The 19,290-nt window shown below is 50.1% G+C and carries 9 protein-coding genes and 2 pseudogenes; 5 read left to right on the forward strand and 6 right to left on the reverse strand.

Going from position 1 to position 19,290, the window contains the following annotated elements; all coding sequences use genetic code 11:
• The first annotated feature begins 132 nt into the window (after window positions 1–132).
• The 3 genes from J2X05_RS11510 to J2X05_RS11520 all read left to right on the forward strand — a co-directional run bounded on the left by J2X05_RS11510 (window position 133) and on the right by J2X05_RS11520 (window position 8,483).
• Entirely contained in the window at window positions 133–3,213 is a 3,081-nt protein-coding gene (locus J2X05_RS11510; RefSeq protein ID WP_310072584.1) for a multidrug efflux RND transporter permease subunit, read from the forward strand.
• A gap of 145 nt (window positions 3,214–3,358) precedes the next feature.
• Window positions 3,359–6,505, forward strand: a complete 3,147-nt coding sequence (locus J2X05_RS11515; protein WP_310072585.1) for an efflux RND transporter permease subunit — start codon at window positions 3,359–3,361, stop codon at window positions 6,503–6,505.
• A 97-nt stretch (window positions 6,506–6,602) separates the two neighbouring features.
• Window positions 6,603–8,483, forward strand: coding sequence for a glycoside hydrolase family 2 protein (locus tag J2X05_RS11520; RefSeq protein ID WP_310072587.1), 1,881 nt, complete (start codon window positions 6,603–6,605; stop codon window positions 8,481–8,483).
• Window positions 8,484–8,538: 55 nt separating this feature from the next.
• Here the strand turns inward: J2X05_RS11520 and J2X05_RS11525 are convergent, their stop codons facing one another.
• Window positions 8,539–9,123 carry a hypothetical protein gene (locus J2X05_RS11525; RefSeq protein ID WP_310072589.1) on the reverse strand — a complete coding sequence of 195 codons (585 nt, stop codon included), beginning with the start codon at window positions 9,121–9,123 and terminating at the stop codon, window positions 8,539–8,541.
• A 480-nt stretch (window positions 9,124–9,603) separates the two neighbouring features.
• On the opposite strand from J2X05_RS11525, the gene J2X05_RS11530 reads away from it, so the two are divergent.
• Together J2X05_RS11530 and J2X05_RS11535 are read left to right on the forward strand one after the other, a co-directional pair.
• Complete coding sequence (locus J2X05_RS11530) at window positions 9,604–12,414, forward strand: EAL domain-containing protein (RefSeq protein ID WP_310073261.1); 2,811 nt, start codon at window positions 9,604–9,606, stop codon at window positions 12,412–12,414.
• A 96-nt stretch (window positions 12,415–12,510) separates the two neighbouring features.
• Window positions 12,511–13,230: a FadR/GntR family transcriptional regulator gene (locus tag J2X05_RS11535; protein ID WP_310072590.1), complete on the forward strand. Its 720-nt coding sequence runs from the start codon at window positions 12,511–12,513 to the stop codon at window positions 13,228–13,230.
• Window positions 13,231–13,374: 144 nt separating this feature from the next.
• Here the strand turns inward: J2X05_RS11535 and J2X05_RS11540 are convergent, their stop codons facing one another.
• The 5 genes and pseudogenes from J2X05_RS11540 to J2X05_RS11550 all read right to left on the reverse strand — a co-directional run bounded on the left by J2X05_RS11540 (window position 13,375) and on the right by J2X05_RS11550 (window position 19,052).
• Window positions 13,375–14,076 carry a hypothetical protein gene (locus J2X05_RS11540; RefSeq protein WP_310072592.1) on the reverse strand — a complete coding sequence of 234 codons (702 nt, stop codon included), beginning with the start codon at window positions 14,074–14,076 and terminating at the stop codon, window positions 13,375–13,377.
• 286 nt (window positions 14,077–14,362) lie between these two features.
• Entirely contained in the window at window positions 14,363–16,192 is a 1,830-nt protein-coding gene (locus J2X05_RS21200) for a glucuronyl esterase domain-containing protein (protein WP_374725274.1), read from the reverse strand.
• Window positions 16,169–16,999, reverse strand: a pseudogene (locus tag J2X05_RS21205) (endo-1,4-beta-xylanase); the annotation flags it as partial. The pseudogene J2X05_RS21205 and the gene J2X05_RS21200, both read right to left, overlap by 24 nt.
• A 177-nt stretch (window positions 17,000–17,176) precedes the next feature.
• Window positions 17,177–17,563, reverse strand: a pseudogene (locus J2X05_RS21210) (cellulose binding domain-containing protein); the annotation flags it as partial.
• 328 nt (window positions 17,564–17,891) lie between these two features.
• Complete coding sequence (locus J2X05_RS11550; protein ID WP_310072596.1) at window positions 17,892–19,052, reverse strand: helix-turn-helix domain-containing protein; 1,161 nt, start codon at window positions 19,050–19,052, stop codon at window positions 17,892–17,894.
• Window positions 19,053–19,290: the final 238 nt, after the last annotated feature.

Consider the following 19,290-nt stretch of genomic DNA (forward strand, 5'->3'; position numbering starts at 1 on the left):
ATTCAAAGCTCCATTTGGTTTTTGGTGGGCGCGGCGAGATGGATATGTTGCGGTTCGCAGGCTCAGCCTGCGCGGCCCGCAGCAACCTAAAAAGCGCCCTGTTTGAAGTTTCTTATTAATTAGAGATAACCAATGAGTTTGTCCCGCCCCTTTATTTTGCGCCCCGTCGCCACTTCGCTGGTGATGCTGGCGCTATTACTTGCCGGAATTCTGAGCTACCGCCTGTTGCCGGTCGCCGCCTTGCCGCAAGTGGATTACCCGATTATTCAGGTGTTCACCTTTAACCCCGGCGCCAGCCCCGATGTGATGGCGCGCACCGTGACCGCACCGCTGGAGCGCAGCCTCGGGCAGATTCCCGGTTTGAAGCAAATGTCGTCCACCAGCTCCACCGGAGCTTCCATCATCACCCTGCAGTTTTCGCTGGAAGTGGATTTGGGAGTGGCTGAGCAGGAAGTGCAGTCGGCCCTGAACACGGCGAATAACCTGCTGCCGAATGATCTGCCCACCCCGCCGATTTATCGCAAAGTAAATCCCGCTGATGCACCGATCATGACTCTTGCCGTTACCTCGGCGAGCCTGCCCTTGCCGGAAGTTTACGATCTGGTGAACTCGCGCATGGCGCAAAAACTGGCGCAATTGCCGGGTGTGGGGATGGTTACTCTAGCGGGTGGCCAGCGCCCGGCGATCCGTATCAAGGTCAACCCCAATGCACTCGCCAATACCCAGATGAGCCTTGAGCAGGTGCGCAACGCCATAGTCGCCGCCAATACCAACCAACCCAAAGGCAGCTTCGACGGCGCGCAGCGCTCCACCATGCTCGACGCCAATGACCAGATGCGCTCAGTTGAGGAATACCGCGATTTACTCATCAGCTGGCGCGATGGCTCACCCCTGCGCTTGGGCGATTTGGCGACCGTAGAAAACGGTGCTGAAGACCGCTTCCTCGCCGCCTGGGCCAATGATCAACCGGCGGTGCTGATCAATATCCAACGCCAGCCCGGCGCCAACGTAATTGATGTGGCGGACAGCGTACAAAAACTGCTGCCACAACTCACTGCGACATTACCGGCAGCGGTGAATGTGGCCATGCTCAGCGACCGCACACACAGCATCCGCGCCTCGATTCGCGATGTGCAAAAAGAACTGATTTTTGCGATCTGCCTGGTGGTAGCCGTTACTTTCGTCTTCCTGCGCTCGGTGCCCGCCACCATTATCCCCAGCCTCGCGGTGCCACTCTCCTTGGTCGGCACTTTTGCGGCTATGTACTTCCTCGACTTCTCGATCAATAACCTGACCTTGATGGCACTCACTATCGCCACCGGATTTGTAGTTGACGACGCGATAGTGATGCTCGAAAACGTTGCCCGCCACCGCGAGCAGGGCGAATCGCCGATGAATGCGGCGCTCAAGGGCGCGGGAGAAATTGGTTTTACGCTGGTATCACTGACGATTTCATTGATCGCCGTGCTGATTCCGCTGTTGTTTATGGGTGATCTGGTCGGGCGATTGTTTCAGGAATTTGCGATTACGCTGGCAGTGGCGATTGGTATTTCGCTGCTGGTCTCGCTCACCCTCACCCCCATGATGTGCGCGCGTATGCTCAAACACGCACCGGTGCACAACGACGCCCAACCGGACTTTATGGAGCGGTTGATCACCAGCTACGGGCGCGGTTTGGATAAAGTTCTGCAACACCAAACGGCGGCTATGGCGGTAATGATAGGCACCGTGTTGCTCACCGCTGGCCTCTACCTCGCCGTGCCCAAAGGCTTTTTTCCAATTCAAGACAGCGGTGTGATTCAAGCTGTAACCGAAGCGCCGCAGGATACCTCCTTCAGTGCCATGGCCGAGAAGCAGCAAGCCTTGGCGGAATTGATTCTCAAAGATCCGGATGTAGAAGGGCTTTCATCGTTTATCGGTGTGGACGGCAGCAATATCACCCTCAACTCTGGCCGTTTGCTGATAAACCTCAAGCCCCACCACGAGCGGGATGCGAGCGCGAGCGACATCATCGACAGGTTGCGGGAACAGATCAAAGGCGTCGCCGGTGTTACCGCCTGGTTCCAGCCAGTGCAGGAATTGAGTATCGAAGATCGCGTCAGCCGCACCCAATACCAATTCAGCCTGACCACGCCGGATTCCGCATTATTGGATGAGTGGGTACCGCGCGTGCTGGAACGTTTGCGGCAGGAACCGGCGCTCGCCGATATCGCCGCCGATTTACAAAACCGTGGCCTGCAAGCTTATGTGGAAATTGATCGCGACGCTGCCGCGCGCCTCGGTGTACGCGTGAGTGATATCGCCGGTGCGCTGCAAACTGCTTACGGGCAACGACAGATCGCCACCCTGTTTACCCAAGCGAATCAATATCGTGTGGTGCTGGAAGTCGATCCGGATTACGCCCAAGGCTTGAAAGCGCTGGAAAATACCTACGTCGCCAGCAGCTCCGGCAAACCGGTCGTGCTAACCACCCTCGCCAAAATCACCCAGCGCCCGGCGCCGCTGTTGATCAATCACCAGAGCCAATTTCCTTCAACAACTATTTCCTTCAATCTCGCGGGCGATGCGTCCCTCGGTGAAGCAATCGATGCGATTGAAGCTGCGCAGGCCGAGTTGGATTTGCCCGCCGCCTTGGAACTCCGCTTCCAAGGCGCCGCCGAGGCGTTCCGTGCATCGCTGAGTAATACGCTTTGGTTGGTGCTGGCGGCGATTGTGACTATGTATATCGTGCTGGGGATTTTGTACGAGAGTTTTATTCACCCTGTGACCATTTTGTCCACCCTACCCTCGGCAACTGTAGGTGCTCTGCTCGCCTTATTGCTGACCGGCCAACCGCTGGATTTGATTGCAGTGATCGGGGTGGTACTGCTGATCGGCTTGGTGAAAAAGAACGGCATTATGATGGTGGACTTCGCGCTCGAAGCCCAACGCAGCCTCGGCCTCAGCCCGCGCGAGGCGATTCATCGCGCCGCGTTAATGCGCTTCCGCCCGATTTTAATGACCACCCTCGCCGCCTTGTTCGGCGCCATACCACTCATGCTCGCCAGCGGTTCCGGCGCGGAATTGCGCCAGCCTTTGGGTTTGGTGATGGTGGGCGGGTTGCTGGTAAGTCAGGTGTTAACCTTGTTTACCACGCCAGTGGTGTATTTGTTTTTTGATCGTTGGGTTGGCAGGCCAACTGCAAACGAATTCTCCGAGGAGGCACAAACGTAGGTTGCCGGTGAGGAACGAACCGCAACATGACCATCTCACCGCGCCAACCAAAAGTCAAATGGAGCTTTGAATCAGGTTTCAGTGCAAGCGGATATTTGGTCATGTTGCGGTTCGCAGGCTCACCAGCAACCTACGGTAAAACATCATGTTTATCGCAGATCCTTTCATAAAACGCCCCGTCGCCTCCAGCTTGCTGGCGGTTGGTATCGTCCTGCTCGGGCTGCTGGCTTGGCGAATGCTGCCGGTCGCCCCGCTGCCGCAGGTGGATTTCCCTGCCGTGCAGATTCAGGCGAGCCTGCCCGGCGCCAGCCCGGAAAGCATGGCATCAACTGTTGCGACACCACTGGAACGCGCGCTCGGCAGTATTCCCGGCGTGACGGCGATCAACTCCAACTCGACCCAAGGCTCAACCTTTATCTGGGTGGAATTCACCCTCGACCGGGACTTGGATTCCGCCGCGCGCGATGTGCAAGCCGCACTTAACGCCGCCCGTGGCCAGTTGCCTGCGGGTATGCCGGGCAATCCGGGTTATCGCAAAATCAGCCCCTCGCAAGCGCCGATAATGGCGCTCGCACTCAGTTCGCCTAACCTCTCACCCGCAGCTCTGTATGACTCAGCCGCGACCATACTGGCGCAAAAACTGTCGCAGATTAAAGGCGTCGGCCAAGTGGGAATCGACGGCGCTTCCCTGCCCGCCGTGCGCATCCAACTCAACCCCAATGCCCTCGCCAATTACGGCATCGCCCTGGATGAAGTGCGCAACGCGGTCGCTAACGCCAATGTGATGCGCCCGATTGGCATGCTCGAAGAAAATGACACCCGCTGGCAGGTGCATACCAATGAAAGCCTGCGTTCAGCCAAGGATTACCAGACCCTCGTGATCCGCTACGGCGACGAAGGCGGTGTCGTGCGTCTGCAGGATGTTGCTACCGTTACCGATTCAGTCGAGAACCGCTACACCGATGGTTTCCACAACCAAAGTTCAGCGGTGACCCTGACCGTTAGCCGTCAGACCGGTGCCAATATCGTTGAAACCATCGACGCGATTAACGCCCAACTGCCCGCGCTGCGCGCCCTTATGCCCGCCGATACCCAACTCAAAGTAGTAATGGATCGTTCACCCGGCATCCGCGCCACGCTCAAAGAAGCGCAGATCACCTTGGTGCTTTCAGTCTTGTTAGTGGTCGGCGTGGTCTGGGTATTTCTCGGCAGCGCCCGCAGCGCGCTTATCCCGAGCCTTGCAATTCCGGTGGCGATTATCGGCGCCTTTGCGGTCATGTATCTCTACGGATTTTCGCTCAACAATTTGTCGTTGATGGCACTGATTGTCGCCGCCGGATTAGTCGTGGACGATGCAATCGTGGTGTTGGAAAATATCAAACGCCATATCGAGCGCGGCCTTTCACCCTTTCAAGCCGCGATTCAAGGCACGCGCGAAGTGGGCTTTACGCTGCTGGCGATGAATATCACGCTGGTGGTGGTCTTTATCTCGATTTTATTGATGGGCGGCGTGGTGGAAAAACTCTTCCGCGAATTCTCCATCACCCTCGCCGCCGCGATGATTATTTCGCTCGCGGTGTCACTCAGCCTCACACCCGCGCTCTGCGCGCAACTTCTGAAAGCCGAGCCGAAAAAAGAACATAAACCCGGTATTTTTGATGACATCAAAAACGGCTATTCCATCGCCCTGGATTGGGCACTGCGCCATAGCCGTATTGTGTTGTTGATTCTCGCGGGTGTAATCGGGATTAATATTTACCTCTACGTCGCGATTCCCAAAACCATGCTACCCGAGCAAGACACCGGCCAAATGACAGGCTGGATTCGCGGCGACGACGGCTTTTCGTTCCAATTGATGCAACCGAAAATCCAGCAATTCCGCCAACTCCTGTTAGCTGATCCAGCGGTTGAAGATGTATTCGGCGCGAGCGGTGGCGGCAACGGCGTGAGCAATGCCTGGATGCGTATCAGCCTCAAACCCATGGCCGAGCGCGGCGTGTCAGTTCATGAAGTGGTGGACAGATTGCGTCGCCAAATGCCGAGCATTCCCGGCGCTATGTTGATGATCGGCCCGGATCAGGACATCCGCCTCAGCTCGCCCTTTAGCCGCAGCGAACAGGAACTCATGTTGCTCGCCGATGACTTAAAACTGTTGCACAAATGGGCCGCAAAAATCACCACGGCGATGGAAAAAATGCCGGAGCTGACCGAGATCGACGGCGTAAAAGAAGAAGGCACCCAGCAAGTCGTACTGACCATTGACCGCGAAGCAGCGCAGCGCTTAGGCGTGAACATGAACGCGGTCGCCAGCATGCTCAACAATTCCTTCTCGCAGCGGCAAGTCTCCACCATGTTCGACGAGATGAATCAATACCGAGTGGTGATGGAACTGGAGCCCGGCTACACCGCAACGCCCGCTGTACTAGAACAACTGCAAGTTATCACTAACGATGGCAAACGCGTTCCGCTTTCGACTTTTTCCAGTTTCAATTACGGTTTGGCCGAAGACCGCGTGCGCCATAGCAATCAATTTGCATCCGAGAGTATCGGTTACGGCGTAGCGGAAAATTACACCGAAGAACAAGCCCGCGCCGCAATCGAAAATAAAATCGCCGAGCTGATGGTTCCTAAAGAAGTCTACCTCGCACCCGCTGGCAGCAGTCGCCCCGGTTGGGGCCCGAGCACACCTGGCATGGCGCAAGATCCGGCGGTATTAATTGCCTGTGTATTGCTTGCGGTCTATTTAATTCTGGGGATTTTGTACGAGAGCACCATTCACCCGCTCACGATTTTATCGACGCTGCCTTCAGCGGGAATCGGCGCATTGCTCGCATTGCGCTTGAGCGATACGCCTTTTAGTTTGATCGCTATGCTCGGTTTATTTTTATTGATCGGCATAGTGATGAAAAACGCAATTCTGATGATCGACTTCGCGTTGGAGTTGGAGCGAAAAGAAGGATTGTCATCGCGCGACTCCATTTTCCAGGCCGCTCTCCTGCGCCTGCGCCCGATCATGATGACCAACCTCGCCGGCCTGCTCGGTGCGCTGCCGTTAATTCTCAGCTTTAACGAAGGCTCCGAACTGCGCACCCCACTCGGCATTACAATCATCGGCGGCCTCGCTGTCAGCCAATTGCTTACCCTATTTACGACGCCGGTGGTGTATTTGTATATGGAGAAGGTGCGGAATTGGGGGTTAGGGAAAAACGCAGGGCAACTCCCAAAAGCCGATGCAGATTTTTTAATGGAGCGCCCGGACATCATTGCGGACGAAGGGCGATTCAAACCGTGAAATTTATAACGAAATAAGCTTTACCTGACAATCAGCCCGCATCAGACGGGCGCATAAAACCAATAACACTTACTGTCGACGACAAGAGAACACCACCATGAAACTATCAGTTACCCGCTGGTTGCAAGTCTCCAGCCTGCTTGTGCTCAGCTTGGGAATTTCGCAATTCTCACTCGCAGCAGAACTACCTTTACAGGCACAATCAATTCAAGCATATGGACGCGATGCAACCTCTCTCAACGGCGAATGGAAAATCATCGTCGATCCTTACGAAAACGGTTACTACAACTATCGCTACGAACCGTTTGACCAGCAGGAAAATCCGTCCGTTAATGCGTTCTTTACCGATTCAAAACAAAAAACACCCTCGGATCTGATTGAATACGATTTCGATAAAGCAGACACATTGCAAGTGCCCGGTGATTGGAATACCCAAAAAGAAAAACTCTATTACTATGAAGGTAGCGTTTGGTATCGCAAAAAATTTGATGCACCCGCTGCGAAAAAAACCGATCGCCAGTTTATCTACTTCGGTGCAGTAAACTATCGCGCCGATGTGTATTTAAACGGTAAAAAACTCGGTGTACATATCGGTGGTTTTACGCCTTTCCACTACGAAGTAACCGGAAAATTAAAACCTAAAGACAATTCATTAATTATTAAAGTAGATAACAAACGCCATGCCGATGCCGTACCCACACTCAACACCGATTGGTGGAATTACGGCGGCATTACCCGTGAGGTAAAACTCTTTAATGTCCCGCGCACCTTTATCCGCGATTACAAAATCGCACTCACCTCATTGGAGCAAAAAACCGTAACCGGTGCTGTGTTATTGGATGGTGCAAAAGGTGGTGAAAAAATCCAGCTGCGATTACCTGAATTAAATATCAAACAAACACTCACCGCCGATAAAAACGGCAGCGCCAGTTTTTCATTCGCAGTACCCGATGCACAACTCTGGTCACCGGAAACGCCAAAACTCTATTCCGTACAAATCAGCAGCGGCAGCGACAAGTTAACTGACAACATTGGCTTACGCACCATCACCACCCAGGGCAAACAATTATTGTTGAACGGCAAACCGCTTTTCTTGCGCGGCATTTCAGTGCATGAAGAATATTCTGCCGATGGCGGCGGCCGCGTGAGTCATGCCAAAGAAGCGCAAACATTATTGGGCTGGGCAAAAGAGTTAAATGCAAATTTTGTGCGCCTCGCCCACTATCCACACAACGAAGATATGGTGCGCCTCGCCGACCAAATGGGCTTATTGGTCTGGTCAGAAATTCCAGTTTACTGGACCATCAACTGGAAAAACGAAGCCACTTACCAAAACGCTGAAGCGCAATTGGCAGCGATGATTGAGCGCGATAAAAACCGCGCCGCCGTGATTATCTGGTCGCTCGCCAATGAAACGCCTGTGTCGGATGTGCGTAACCAATTCCTCGCACGCCTTGCAAAAAAAGCGCGCGCATTGGATAACACCCGCTTATTAAGTGCAGCGATGGAAAAACATTACCGCAGTGACAATCCCAATATCGCGGTAGTAGAAGATCCGCTCGCGGATTTGGTCGATATGGTGAGCTTTAACCAATACATAGGCTGGTACGATGGTTTGCCCGAAAAAGCCGATAGGGTGACCTGGGAGATCAGCTACAACAAGCCGGTCTTTGTCAGCGAATTTGGCGGTAGCGCAAAACAGGGATTGCACGGCGATGTAAACCAGATTTTTACCGAAGAATTTCAGGAAAACCTCTATCGTAAAACCTTGGGCATGATCGATAAAATCGACGGTTTTGTTGGCACCTCACCCTGGATTCTCGCCGACTTCCGCTCACCGCGTCGTCTGCTCGATGGAATCCAGGATGATTACAATCGCAAGGGTATCTATTCCAATGAAGGCGTTAAGAAAAAATCGTTTTTTGTGTTGCAGGAATTTTATAAGCGCAAAGCAGAACAATCGAAAAACGCCGAATAATATGCAACATTAGCCAGTGCATACGGAGTGGATGCGCTGGCTTATAATTTTTTACTTATTTTTTAGTGTTGGCTCGCTGCCAATAACGACAAGATATTAACGATAATATTGCGGATAAAAATAATATCGGTGCTGATGGTTCATCGATAGCTGTGCGGGTGATATCCAGTTCCCAACGTGCTTCATCTAACCATAAATTATCGGTAGATGCCGCAATGCCAATACCGAATTGCCCCGTTTTTACTGGATCATAATCACACTCAAACATACCCCAGATAACACAAGTATCTTCGCCGGGAAAATAATCGCGCACGAACTCAAAGCTTTCGTTATCGACATCGGGATACACATGCATTCGCGCACCGAATAGCATCGTATAAAATATCACGAACTCGCTGGTATCCGAGCCCGGCATATCTATATCGCTATCATCAATTATTTCGTGGACACGGACATATAAGCGCACGCTGTTAACAATATCCGTTTGCGGGTTATAGCCCAGCGCGATCATATCTGTGGAAAAGCCATCATAGCCTTCCCTGATCGCGGCATCTTTGCGCACATCCGTAATTATTAGCGCATGGGATTGAAAAGAAATCAGTGTCAACAACACAGGAAGTATGAAAATTATATTTTTCATCGTAAGCACCATCCTTAACTAAAATCAGCTCTGTAGAATCCACAACAGATTCCACCCCTTTCTATTGAAATCTTCAATTTATTAATCAAGAAAGTAACCACTCTTTTACACAATCCCAGGAGTAATAAATGCGATCGCACGCACGCTTGGGTGTACCTGTGTCACCCAAAATAACAACGCACGCAAATTATTACAGGGCATTACATCCCATCGTCTAACCAAGCTTCCCACAGGATCAAATAGTTATTAGAATTTATTAATATGTACGCCACAGCCATAAAAACAGCCGTTTAATTAATATTTTCACGCAATAATAACGGTGCTCATCACTTTGGTTCTAACAATCCTAACTTACGCCCAAAATACTCTTGCAGTCACTTCGACACACTGATTAGCCGCTGCTATATTTCAACGACCAGCCTGTTAACCCCAGAGTTACCCTGCATCAGGGAGTTTTGCGAGAAGGAATAGTTGAAATCAATGACAGCCGAATTTTCATCGGACAACTCAGAGCTTTATCGCCGCGCACTTGCCCAATGGCAGGCGAAAGATTTGCGCGGAGGAAAACCACTGCCCGAACTCAGCGGGCAGCAACAGCTTGAACGCGAACTGCAAATTTACAAAATGGCGCTGGAATTACAGCGCGAAGAACTGCAGGCACTGGAAAAAAACCTCACCGAACTCAGTCAACACCAGCACCATCAATTGGAAGCTTTGCGCACCAGCGCGCGCATATTAGAGGCATCCCAAGCCATCGCCCATGTCGGCGGTGTGGAAATGGATGTGACGACACGAAGTATTTATTGGACCGCCGAAACTTATCGCATCCACGACACCACTCCTGAAGAGTACACCCCTCGCCTCGACGAAGGTTTTTCCATGTATCCACCCGAATCGCGCGAGCGCATTTCGCGAGCCTTGCGCCGCGCCATGGAAACCGGCGAAGTGTTTGATATTGAAGTGGAAAAAATTACCTTCAAAGGTCGCAAAATCGATATCCGCACTACCTGCACTGCGCATATGGAAAATGGCAAGGTCGTGCGGCTGACCGGAATTTATCAAGACATCAGCGAACGCAAACAAGCGGAGCGCCGTCACCATCACCACAATCGCATTTTGGAAATGCTGCTCGCCAAAGTGGCGCTGCATGACATACTTACAACACTTGCGCTCGATATTGAAACGCTATTACCGGGTAGTTTTTGCAGCATTATGATGCTCGATAGCGAAGAGAAACATTTGCATAACGCTGCATCGCAAGGTTTACCTGATTATTTTATTCAGGCGATTGATGGCCTGCCGGTTGGAGAAGGGATGGGCGTGTGTGGCAGCGCTGCTTTTTTTGGCCACCGCGTCATCATCGCCGATGTACATAACCACCCTTGGACAAAAAGCTTCAGTGATATTGCGACCCGCGCCAATATTAACTCCTGCTGGTCACAACCTATCATGTCAGCACAGGGCAAAGTGTTGGGCACCTTTGCGCTCTACCACAGCCACATGCGCAATCCCACTGACGACGAGATCCGTTTAATTGAAAGCGAAGCGCGCCTGACATCACTTGCCATTGAGCAATCGCTCGCCGAGTCGCGCTTGCATCTCGCCGCAAGTGTATTTACTCACGCGAGCGAAGGCATTTTAATTACCGATGCCCAGGGCAACATTATTGAAACCAATGACGTCTTCACAGAAATCACCGGTTATAGCCGCGATGAAGTCATCGGAAAAAACCCCCGCCTGCTTCAGTCCGGTCGCCACAATCAGGAGTTTTATTCATCGCTCTGGCGCGACTTGATTAACAAAGGTGATTGGCAGGGAGAGATTTGGAACAAGCGTAAAAACGGTGAAATTTTTGCATCCATGATGACCATTAGCGCCGTGCAAGATATCCATGGTATTGCGCAAAATTATGTGAATTTATTTACCGATATTACTCCCATCAAAGAACACCAACGCCAGCTCGAATACATCGCCCATTACGATGCGTTAACCGGTTTACCCAACCGCGTTTTACTTGCGGACCGGTTAAAACAAGCCATGGCACACAACCATCGCACAAGTGGCTCAGTGGCTGTAGTCTATCTCGACCTGGATGGATTCAAAGCCGTCAACGACCAACACGGCCATGACATGGGCGATCAGCTACTGGTCAATATCGCACATCGTTTAAAAGAAGTTCTGCGTGAAGGCGATACACTCGCGCGCATTGGCGGCGATGAATTTGTGGTGGTGATGGTAGGTTTGGAAAACCCAAACGATTACGAAATTATATTGAATCGCCTGCTGGTTGTTGCTGCCGAACCTGTGATGCTCAACCAACAATTTTTGCGCGTCTCTGCCAGTATTGGCGCAACACTTTATCCACAGGATAACGCCGATGCCGACCAACTCTTGCGTCACGCCGATCAAGCAATGTATATCGCCAAACAAGCGGGCAAAAATTGTTATCACTTATTTGATGTCGCAAAAGATATAGCCACCAAAAATCAACGCGAATCGCTTGAACATATTCGCACCGCGCTCGATAAAAAAGAATTTGTATTGTTCTACCAACCCAAGGTCAATATGCGCACCGGAGAAATTATCGGTGCCGAAGCACTGGTGCGCTGGCAGCACCCCGAGCGCGGCTTATTAGCACCCGCCGCTTTTTTGCCGGTGATCGAAGACCATCCACTCAGTATCGAGCTGGGCGATTGGGTGATCGACGATGCGCTGCGGCAAATCGCTCTGTGGCGCAACTTGGGTATGAATATTCCGGTGAGCGTAAACGTAGGTGCGCAACAATTGCAGCAGGGAAATTTTGCTGCGCGCCTCGCCGCCCAATTGTCCATGCACCCTGAGGTTCCTCCGGATTTTCTGGAATTGGAAATCGTAGAGACGAGCGCGTTGAAAGATATCGCCGAAGTCGCGGAATTAATGCGCTCATGTCGTGCTCTGGGCGTGCACTTTGCGGTGGATGATTTCGGCACTGGCTATTCATCGCTGACCTATTTAAAACGCCTGCCCGCCGAACTGTTAAAAATTGACCAGACATTTATCCGCGATATGCTCGACGACCCGGATGATCTGGAAATTGTGAAAGGTGTAATCGGTTTAGCCAATGCATTCCATCGCAAAGTTATTGCAGAAGGTGTAGAGACTGTCGCCCACGGAGAATTGCTGATCCCACTCGGCTGCGAACTAGCGCAGGGTTACGGCATCGCCCGCCCAATGCCCGCTGCCGACTTACCTCACTGGGCAGCAACATGGAAGCCCGATCCTGCTTGGACAAAGCTGTACCGCTTGGTCTAAATCTCCTCCCAATCTATAACCCTGAGCAGAATTCTCAGATTGTATTATTAACGAGAAATCGTTAATCTTCGTCCATCTTTTTCGTCTAGTAGAGCAATGACAACGATGGCAATCCTCGACCGCAATTTCAACCTTTCCCAACGCATGGTACAAGAGCTGGGGCGCACAATTATTTGTGGTGAATTTCCGGATGACAGTTTGCCGACTGAAGCAGAACTCTGCGATAAATTTGGTGTAAGCCGCAGCGCTGTGCGCGAAGCAGTAAAAATGCTCTCTGCAAAAGGATTGATCTCCAGCAAGCCGCGTCAGGGCATCCGCATTTTGCCAGAAGATCAGTGGAATATTTTTGATCCGGATTTACTGCGCTGGGTATTGGAAAGCAAACCTTCGCTGCTGGTATTAAAAGAATTTTTGCAAGTCCGCATCGCCATCGAACCCGAAGCCGCCGCCCTCGCCGCACGCTACGCCGACCAAACCAAATTAGACAATATTGAAAAAGCCCTCGAAGGTATGCGCAAAGCCGAAGGCAATAGCAAAGAAGATCTGGAAGCCGACATCGCCTTTCACGTCAGCATCCTCTACGCCAGCAACAACCGTTTTTACATCCGCCTGCGCGATTTTATTTCCACCGCCCTGCGTGTCAGTATCAGCCACACCAGCCCCATCAAAGGCAACCACGAAGGCATAGTGGAAGACCACGCAAAAGTTTTCAATGCGATTAAAAACCGCAACCCTGAACGCGCGAAACAATCTATGCTGGCGCTGATCGATGAAGCATTGAATTTTATTGAGGATGCGATTGCGGCGGGGAAGTAAAGTTTTTCGCTCATTTCAGAATACAAAAATTAAAAACCAACATTGTGGAAACAATATTGGCTTTTTTGCTTAATAAATCGTATCTAATGTGAGCATTGGTGATCTTGCTCAAACTTTCGCAAGTGCTAATTGGCTTCAATATGGTCAGTTATTGATGTCAAATGATAGCCGATCAATAAGCTCCATCAATCGCTTACTTGGCTTGTGAAAGTGGGCTGACCGAACAATCTCTCTACCTGATCCAAACAACGCATGCTCGAATATATTTTCCATAACTGTTTCTGATATCAAGCCAAGTGCCTTCATTTTTTCAGCCCAATTCCCATATTTTTCTACCAATGCACCTTGCGATATTTTTATCTTCTGATCAGATGAATAGTACTGGCGCGCCTCCAATATTTCCTCAAATTCTTCTTTTTCATTTGGCTCACCAAATTCTTTTACCGCCACACTAAATGACAGAAGCTCATCATCTGAAAGTGTTTCGGCAGCTGCTAGCAGAATTTCTTCGTCGCCATTTGCCATTCCATTTCGCTGGATAATCGCGGCTACGACAACTGCAATGATGCGCGGTCCAATTGTTTTCGATTTAGCAAGACATACAAGCCTATATGCTTCAAAAAGTATTTCAGACTTAGTGTCATCTTCTAAAAGTTGATTTAGTAAGTCTTGGCACTTTCCTTCATCAGGCTCTTCGGCAAATAACGATATGCAAAAATATCGATAAAACTCTATAGCTCTCTTTCGAGTCCATCTTTCAATAACGTGTGTGTGAACCATGCGTTCAGCGAGTTGAATTAGCTTATCGGTTGCATACCCCGTCGCTATTACTGAAATCGGCTCCATACATACTCCTATAGCAATTGCTTACACGACCTCTGGCGGCTTGCTCAGCGAAGCGCGCCCTTCAAGTACAAGCTGAGCATCAGAATGCGGGAATTTAGATCGAACTATCAACGGCTAAACTTGGCAACAAAAACAAGTAAACACTATTGCAGCCTTTAAGGCCAGTTTGAATTACGACCTATTACTCCGCTGTCTTTCACAAGCCAAAAAAACAAAAAAGCCAACATTGCAAAAAATAATGTTGGCTTTTTGATGATTCAACTAACCATCCTTGGCACTAACAAACTTAATTCAACGTCGGTGTAATCCAATCCACCCAATCGTTGATATTTGCCGTTGCGTTTGAGCGCGCAGTTAAACCGCCCGTGGTCGCCGATTCTTTTTTCAGGAAGCGGCGGATGTTGGCTTGCATTGGTGCTTTGTGTTCCGGGCGAATAGCGCAGTGAGATCCGTCGGCTACGTTAGAGTGGTAGGTGATGGAACTGGCTGCACCAAGCGCTTTGTAAACTTCTGCACCAGCGAGTGCAGCAGCGTGCGCTGATTTTGGCCCGAGGTTGGCGATGTGTGGATTGTCCATAATGAACAGTCCGCGCGGTGCTACCAGTGCAATAATTTGATGGGTGTCTACCGGTAATCGTTTTGTATCAGCGGTGTAATTGCTGAAGGCATCTCCTAACCAATAGGTTTCACCGTAAGCACTGCTTGGGCTTTGTGCGCCTTCGCCTGGAATGCCGCGCCAGATCGGAACACCACCGCTACCAGATTCAAACGGCATGGTTAACGCGATGCGTTGATCCAACGCGCCGATTGCGAATGCGCCTTTACCGAAACGCGAACAACCTGTTACTCCGATTGCATCGGGCTTCAATATGGTTGCGCCGGATTGTTCCAACACGTCGATGATACGGCTCACACCCCAACTCCATGCTGCCAATAATCCGGTTGTACTTCTGTTGCCGTAAATCGTGTAGAAGGCACCGGTTTTATTAGTACGGCTGCCAGACTCGGCACCGACAACATAAGGATCATAAGTAATGATTGCTACACCTTCTGCCTTAATGGTTGCGGTATCGCCACCAAAACCACCGAGCACAACAACCGCCGGTACCGGGCCGCTCACATTGCTCGGCATTTCTATTCTGGCGCTAAAGCTGGCGGTTTTACCTTGATGCTCAACGTTCACAGTGATTTGTGTGCGACTAACGGTGCCTGTTACTTTTTCAGGTTTCGGTGGTTTTGCTCCATAAATAGAGGCTTCAACTTGCTTCAAAATTTCCTGACGTTGGCAGCGCCATTCTGCTTTGGAAGTGATGCGTGCACCGTTATATTTTTTGAAAGGATCAGGCAGTTTTGCATTGCTGGTTGCAGCAGGTGCTGTACCCAGTACGCAATCCGCGCCTTCATTTTCTTTGCTGGTTGCAACTGGATCAACCACTGGCGGCTCAACAAATTTTCCACCGGTTGATGAGTAAATCGCAAAACCGGCAAGGGTTGCATTATCAACCAGCGTTGTCAGATCAATATTCAATTTGCCATCGGTAACCTGAACGTTGTTCACGGTGTAGGTGTACGCAGCATCAGCACCAATCAATGAATACAAATCTGTTTGCGACATTTCCTGTTTACCTTCGACCGAGACATTGAACGAGCGTTTGCCAACGGTGGTGTGGTAAATCTCGGCAAAATGCAGCTCGACGGAGTAAGTGGAATTAGTCACTGGCACTGCGTAACCGAAAGTGCCGTAGAGTTCGCTTTGGAAGAGCGCGCCTTCTGCAACGTTGCTGATATTGTCGGTCGTGCTGTTCGCTGTCCCACCGGTATTAAAACGGTCAGCCTGATATTCAACGCCGTTGTAATTTACTTTGCCGCCGCCCGAGTTAACCGCGTAGACCAACGTAGGTGCTGTCGAAATAATCGAACTGGAACTGGATGAACGCAATGAACTTGAAGATAGGCGCGAACTACTGGTGGAACTCGCGGGCACAATCACACTTGATGATGAACTGGAAATTACCACTGATGATTGACTCGATCTGGATGAGCTAGCGACTGAACTGGGTACAGAACTTTGGCTCGACGGGTTTGTAGTTGCAAGATAATTCATCAGCCAGGTCATCGCCGGGCGGAATGTTCCGTTGTCCTGGATCAGGCCGGTACCCTCGCGCCAGGTTTTTCCAACAACGTAGCCCCACAAGGTAATACCTTTCACTGAAGCGTGGTTATAGAACAACGGGAATTGTTGTTGCATCACCTGCAATTGTTCCTGGTCATTGGTTTTTTCGATGTCATATTCAGAAATATAAATCGGTAAACCCAATGCCGCGATTTGATTCAGTTTGGTTGTGGTTTCTGATAGTGGGCGATCAGCAAGACCGTGGGATTGCGCACCCAATGCATCCACTACACCGGCAGCGATAACAGGTCTGGCGAGCGTGATGAATTTATCGGTATCCCAACTTAACACGTTGTAGTCGTTCAAAATCAAAATCGCGTTAGGGCAATATTGGCGTGCGAGCTGGAAGGATTTAATAATCCAATCATTACCAAATGCATTTTGTGCGTAGGCAGCCGGTGCATGGCCAGGAATCGCTTCATTTACCACATCGATCATTGCGGTGTCCGGATAGCGCGCGCAGTAATCGCGAATCCACTCTTCAATTTCTGCCGCTTGTTCAGATGCACTCAAATTAGTAATCCAGCTTGGAAATTGGCTGCCCCACACAAAGGTATGGGCTTTCACTGGAATATTATGTTCGCGCGCGTAGGCATAAATCCGGTCGAGCGGCGCCCAGTTGTATTGATCGCGCGTGCCTTCAACTGAACCCCATTTGCCTTCGTTTTCCGGCGTAATTTGATTCCAATAATTAATAAAGTCTGGTCTCACCGCACCTGAAGTGGTGATGTTACCGACGAATTTGCGTGTAGTCGGTGCAACAGAAGATCGGCTACTTGAAGTTACTGCAATCGAGCTGGGCGCCACTGAGCTGGGGGCGATTGAACTGGGAGCAACCGAACTTCTTGGCACTGAGCTGGGTGCCACAGAGCTAGGTGCAACACTGGATCTCACCGACGAAGCAGTGCCACCGGCACATACAGAGCCGTTGATGGTTGGACGCTCCGCAGCAGCGCCGTTTTTATTGCCCTGAAAACCAAAGGATATCGACTGGCCAGCAGCGATATTACCATTCCAGCCAATATTGGTCGCTGTGTAAGGATTGGAACCGGTGAGGTTAGCATTCCAGGAACTGGTAATCCGGTTAGTGGAATAGCTCCAATTAATGCTCCACCCATTGACCGCTGCACCCGTATCATTTTTGATAGTGATGCTCGCGACAAAGCCAGTGTTCCATTCATTATCAATGGTATAGGTACAGGCAGCTGACGTACCTTGTGCTGTGATTGCCAGCAGAGCGCCCGCCGCAACCAGGGTGCGAGTTCGTTTAAACGCCTGCGTAATATACTCAGGAAAAATATTTATTGTGTGCATTGTCTTAATCTCCGATAAGAGTAGCGATGGAGTGATAGAAATTTTTTAACCAATAGTTGTTGGCATAAAGCTAACAATCGGTGTGAGGGTTTGAGCGAACCGGCATTATTGTTATATGACTAGCGAACCCACAATGAAGGGGTGGAGAGATGCGAACGATATAGAGAAATAAGCTGAAATCTTTTCATTTTTCGCACAACCTCTTATTGCGATGCGAAAAATGAAAGCTCTTGTGCGAAAAATGACAGAGAAGTAAGTGACCAGGCTTATTCTACGAGAGGGGAATATTAAAATATTTTTCGCTAATAAAACTGCTGTAGATTTTTTACTACAGCGGATCTTTTGACTGATATAAGGTTTTGAAGGTTTTTGGCGCGCAACCGTACTCTTGTTTGAACAGCTTATTAAAGTAAGGGACGTTGTTATAACCCACCGCGTAGGCGATTTCAGAGACGTTCACATGGCTGCTCTCAGTCAATAACCGCGCAGCTTCAGTCAGGCGTAACTTGTTTAAATAGGTAGTGAACGTCAGACCCAACTCTTCTTTTAAAATGTCATTAATTTTATTGCGGTTAATATTGAGCGATGCAATGGCTGCATCAAGGCTTAAGTCATGGTTGGTATATTCCGTCGCCATATAACGCAGCAGCGCATCTTTTTCTTTATCTTTTTGCGGCTCAATAAATAATTTCTTGTAGGCCATTAGCGGTTGGTCATCCTTCACCCGCGTGCGAATTTCCCGCGTCAACACCCGCGTATAGCGGCGCAATTGCCACACAAAAAATAGCACCCATAAACACACACAAACAGCAATGGCCGCATAAATAGTGCGCGGCTCGTAACCCGATAACTGGATATCGGTGAGCTTTACATTGGAGAGGGTGTTAGCAGGGCTTTGCAAGGAATTAACCCAGGCGAATCCCATGGATTTATCGAGCCGGTAACCTTTTTCACTGTAGTCAAAGCCGTATTGACTTAACCACCACTGCGGCGTTTCAAGATCATCCAGCGCAATACTGACCTTGGTCCAGCTCTGGGTGCAGGTGACTGCTGTGGAGGATACACGGCGGGTAACAAGATTTTTCAGATCGGTCACCTTGTCGTCAAAACTGAACAGAGTAAACAGGAGCACATTTTTTGGGTCGCAGATAATGTTAAACGACACCCTTTGGTAGCGCGTTAGATCGACCTGCAGCGAGGTTTGGATCGCATCGACAAAATAAATTGAATAGTGGGTATAAGGAAACCGCTGCTCAGGATCAAGGACAAAATCGTACTCGATATTACCGACTTCATTTCTGAGTGATAACTGTGTTTTTCCTTTTGGCTGCTCAGGCTCAACCGATGTTTTCCAAACCAAACCCTGATCGCGCGCGGGAAATAATGACGTTGCCAACTGTGATTTTTTATGGCCGATAGTCAACAAGCATGCCGTCAGGATCACCATCACTAATGAGCCGAGGGCAAAATTCCGGTAAAACGTTATCATTGATGAAAAACCAAGGGGTATCCGGCAAAAAACTGCCGATTATCGTAGATGTCATGGGAAGACATTACGAAGCAATTATTGTAGTTGGGTTAGTTGTTCACTTGTATACATGTAGCAACAGGGATTGTCAAATGAAGGAAAATTCAGGAAAAGATTAATGAGCGGTGAGCTGGCTAATAATTGGGAGGTGGTGTTGTGAACTCCCAAGCAGAGCTTGGGAGTGAGGAAGAGTTGCAAA

Source organism: Cellvibrio fibrivorans (genome assembly GCF_031457055.1).
Taxonomy (GTDB): Bacteria; Pseudomonadota; Gammaproteobacteria; order Pseudomonadales; family Cellvibrionaceae; genus Cellvibrio; species Cellvibrio fibrivorans.

Excerpts from the sequence above, each read along its gene's own strand:
- J2X05_RS11530 (WP_310073261.1), top strand. The coding sequence starts at position 9,604 with ATGACAGCCGAATTTTCATCGGACAACTCAGAGCTTTATCGCCGCGCA.
- J2X05_RS11525 (WP_310072589.1), bottom strand. The coding sequence starts at position 9,123 with ATGAAAAATATAATTTTCATACTTCCTGTGTTGTTGACACTGATTTCT.
- J2X05_RS21200 (WP_374725274.1), bottom strand. The coding sequence starts at position 16,192 with ATGACCTGGCTGATGAATTATCTTGCAACTACAAACCCGTCGAGCCAA.
- J2X05_RS11540 (WP_310072592.1), bottom strand. The coding sequence starts at position 14,076 with ATGGAGCCGATTTCAGTAATAGCGACGGGGTATGCAACCGATAAGCTA.
- J2X05_RS11510 (WP_310072584.1), top strand. The coding sequence starts at position 133 with ATGAGTTTGTCCCGCCCCTTTATTTTGCGCCCCGTCGCCACTTCGCTG.
- J2X05_RS11520 (WP_310072587.1), top strand. The coding sequence starts at position 6,603 with ATGAAACTATCAGTTACCCGCTGGTTGCAAGTCTCCAGCCTGCTTGTG.
- J2X05_RS11550 (WP_310072596.1), bottom strand. The coding sequence starts at position 19,052 with ATGATAACGTTTTACCGGAATTTTGCCCTCGGCTCATTAGTGATGGTG.
- J2X05_RS11515 (WP_310072585.1), top strand. The coding sequence starts at position 3,359 with ATGTTTATCGCAGATCCTTTCATAAAACGCCCCGTCGCCTCCAGCTTG.
- J2X05_RS11535 (WP_310072590.1), top strand. The coding sequence starts at position 12,511 with ATGACAACGATGGCAATCCTCGACCGCAATTTCAACCTTTCCCAACGC.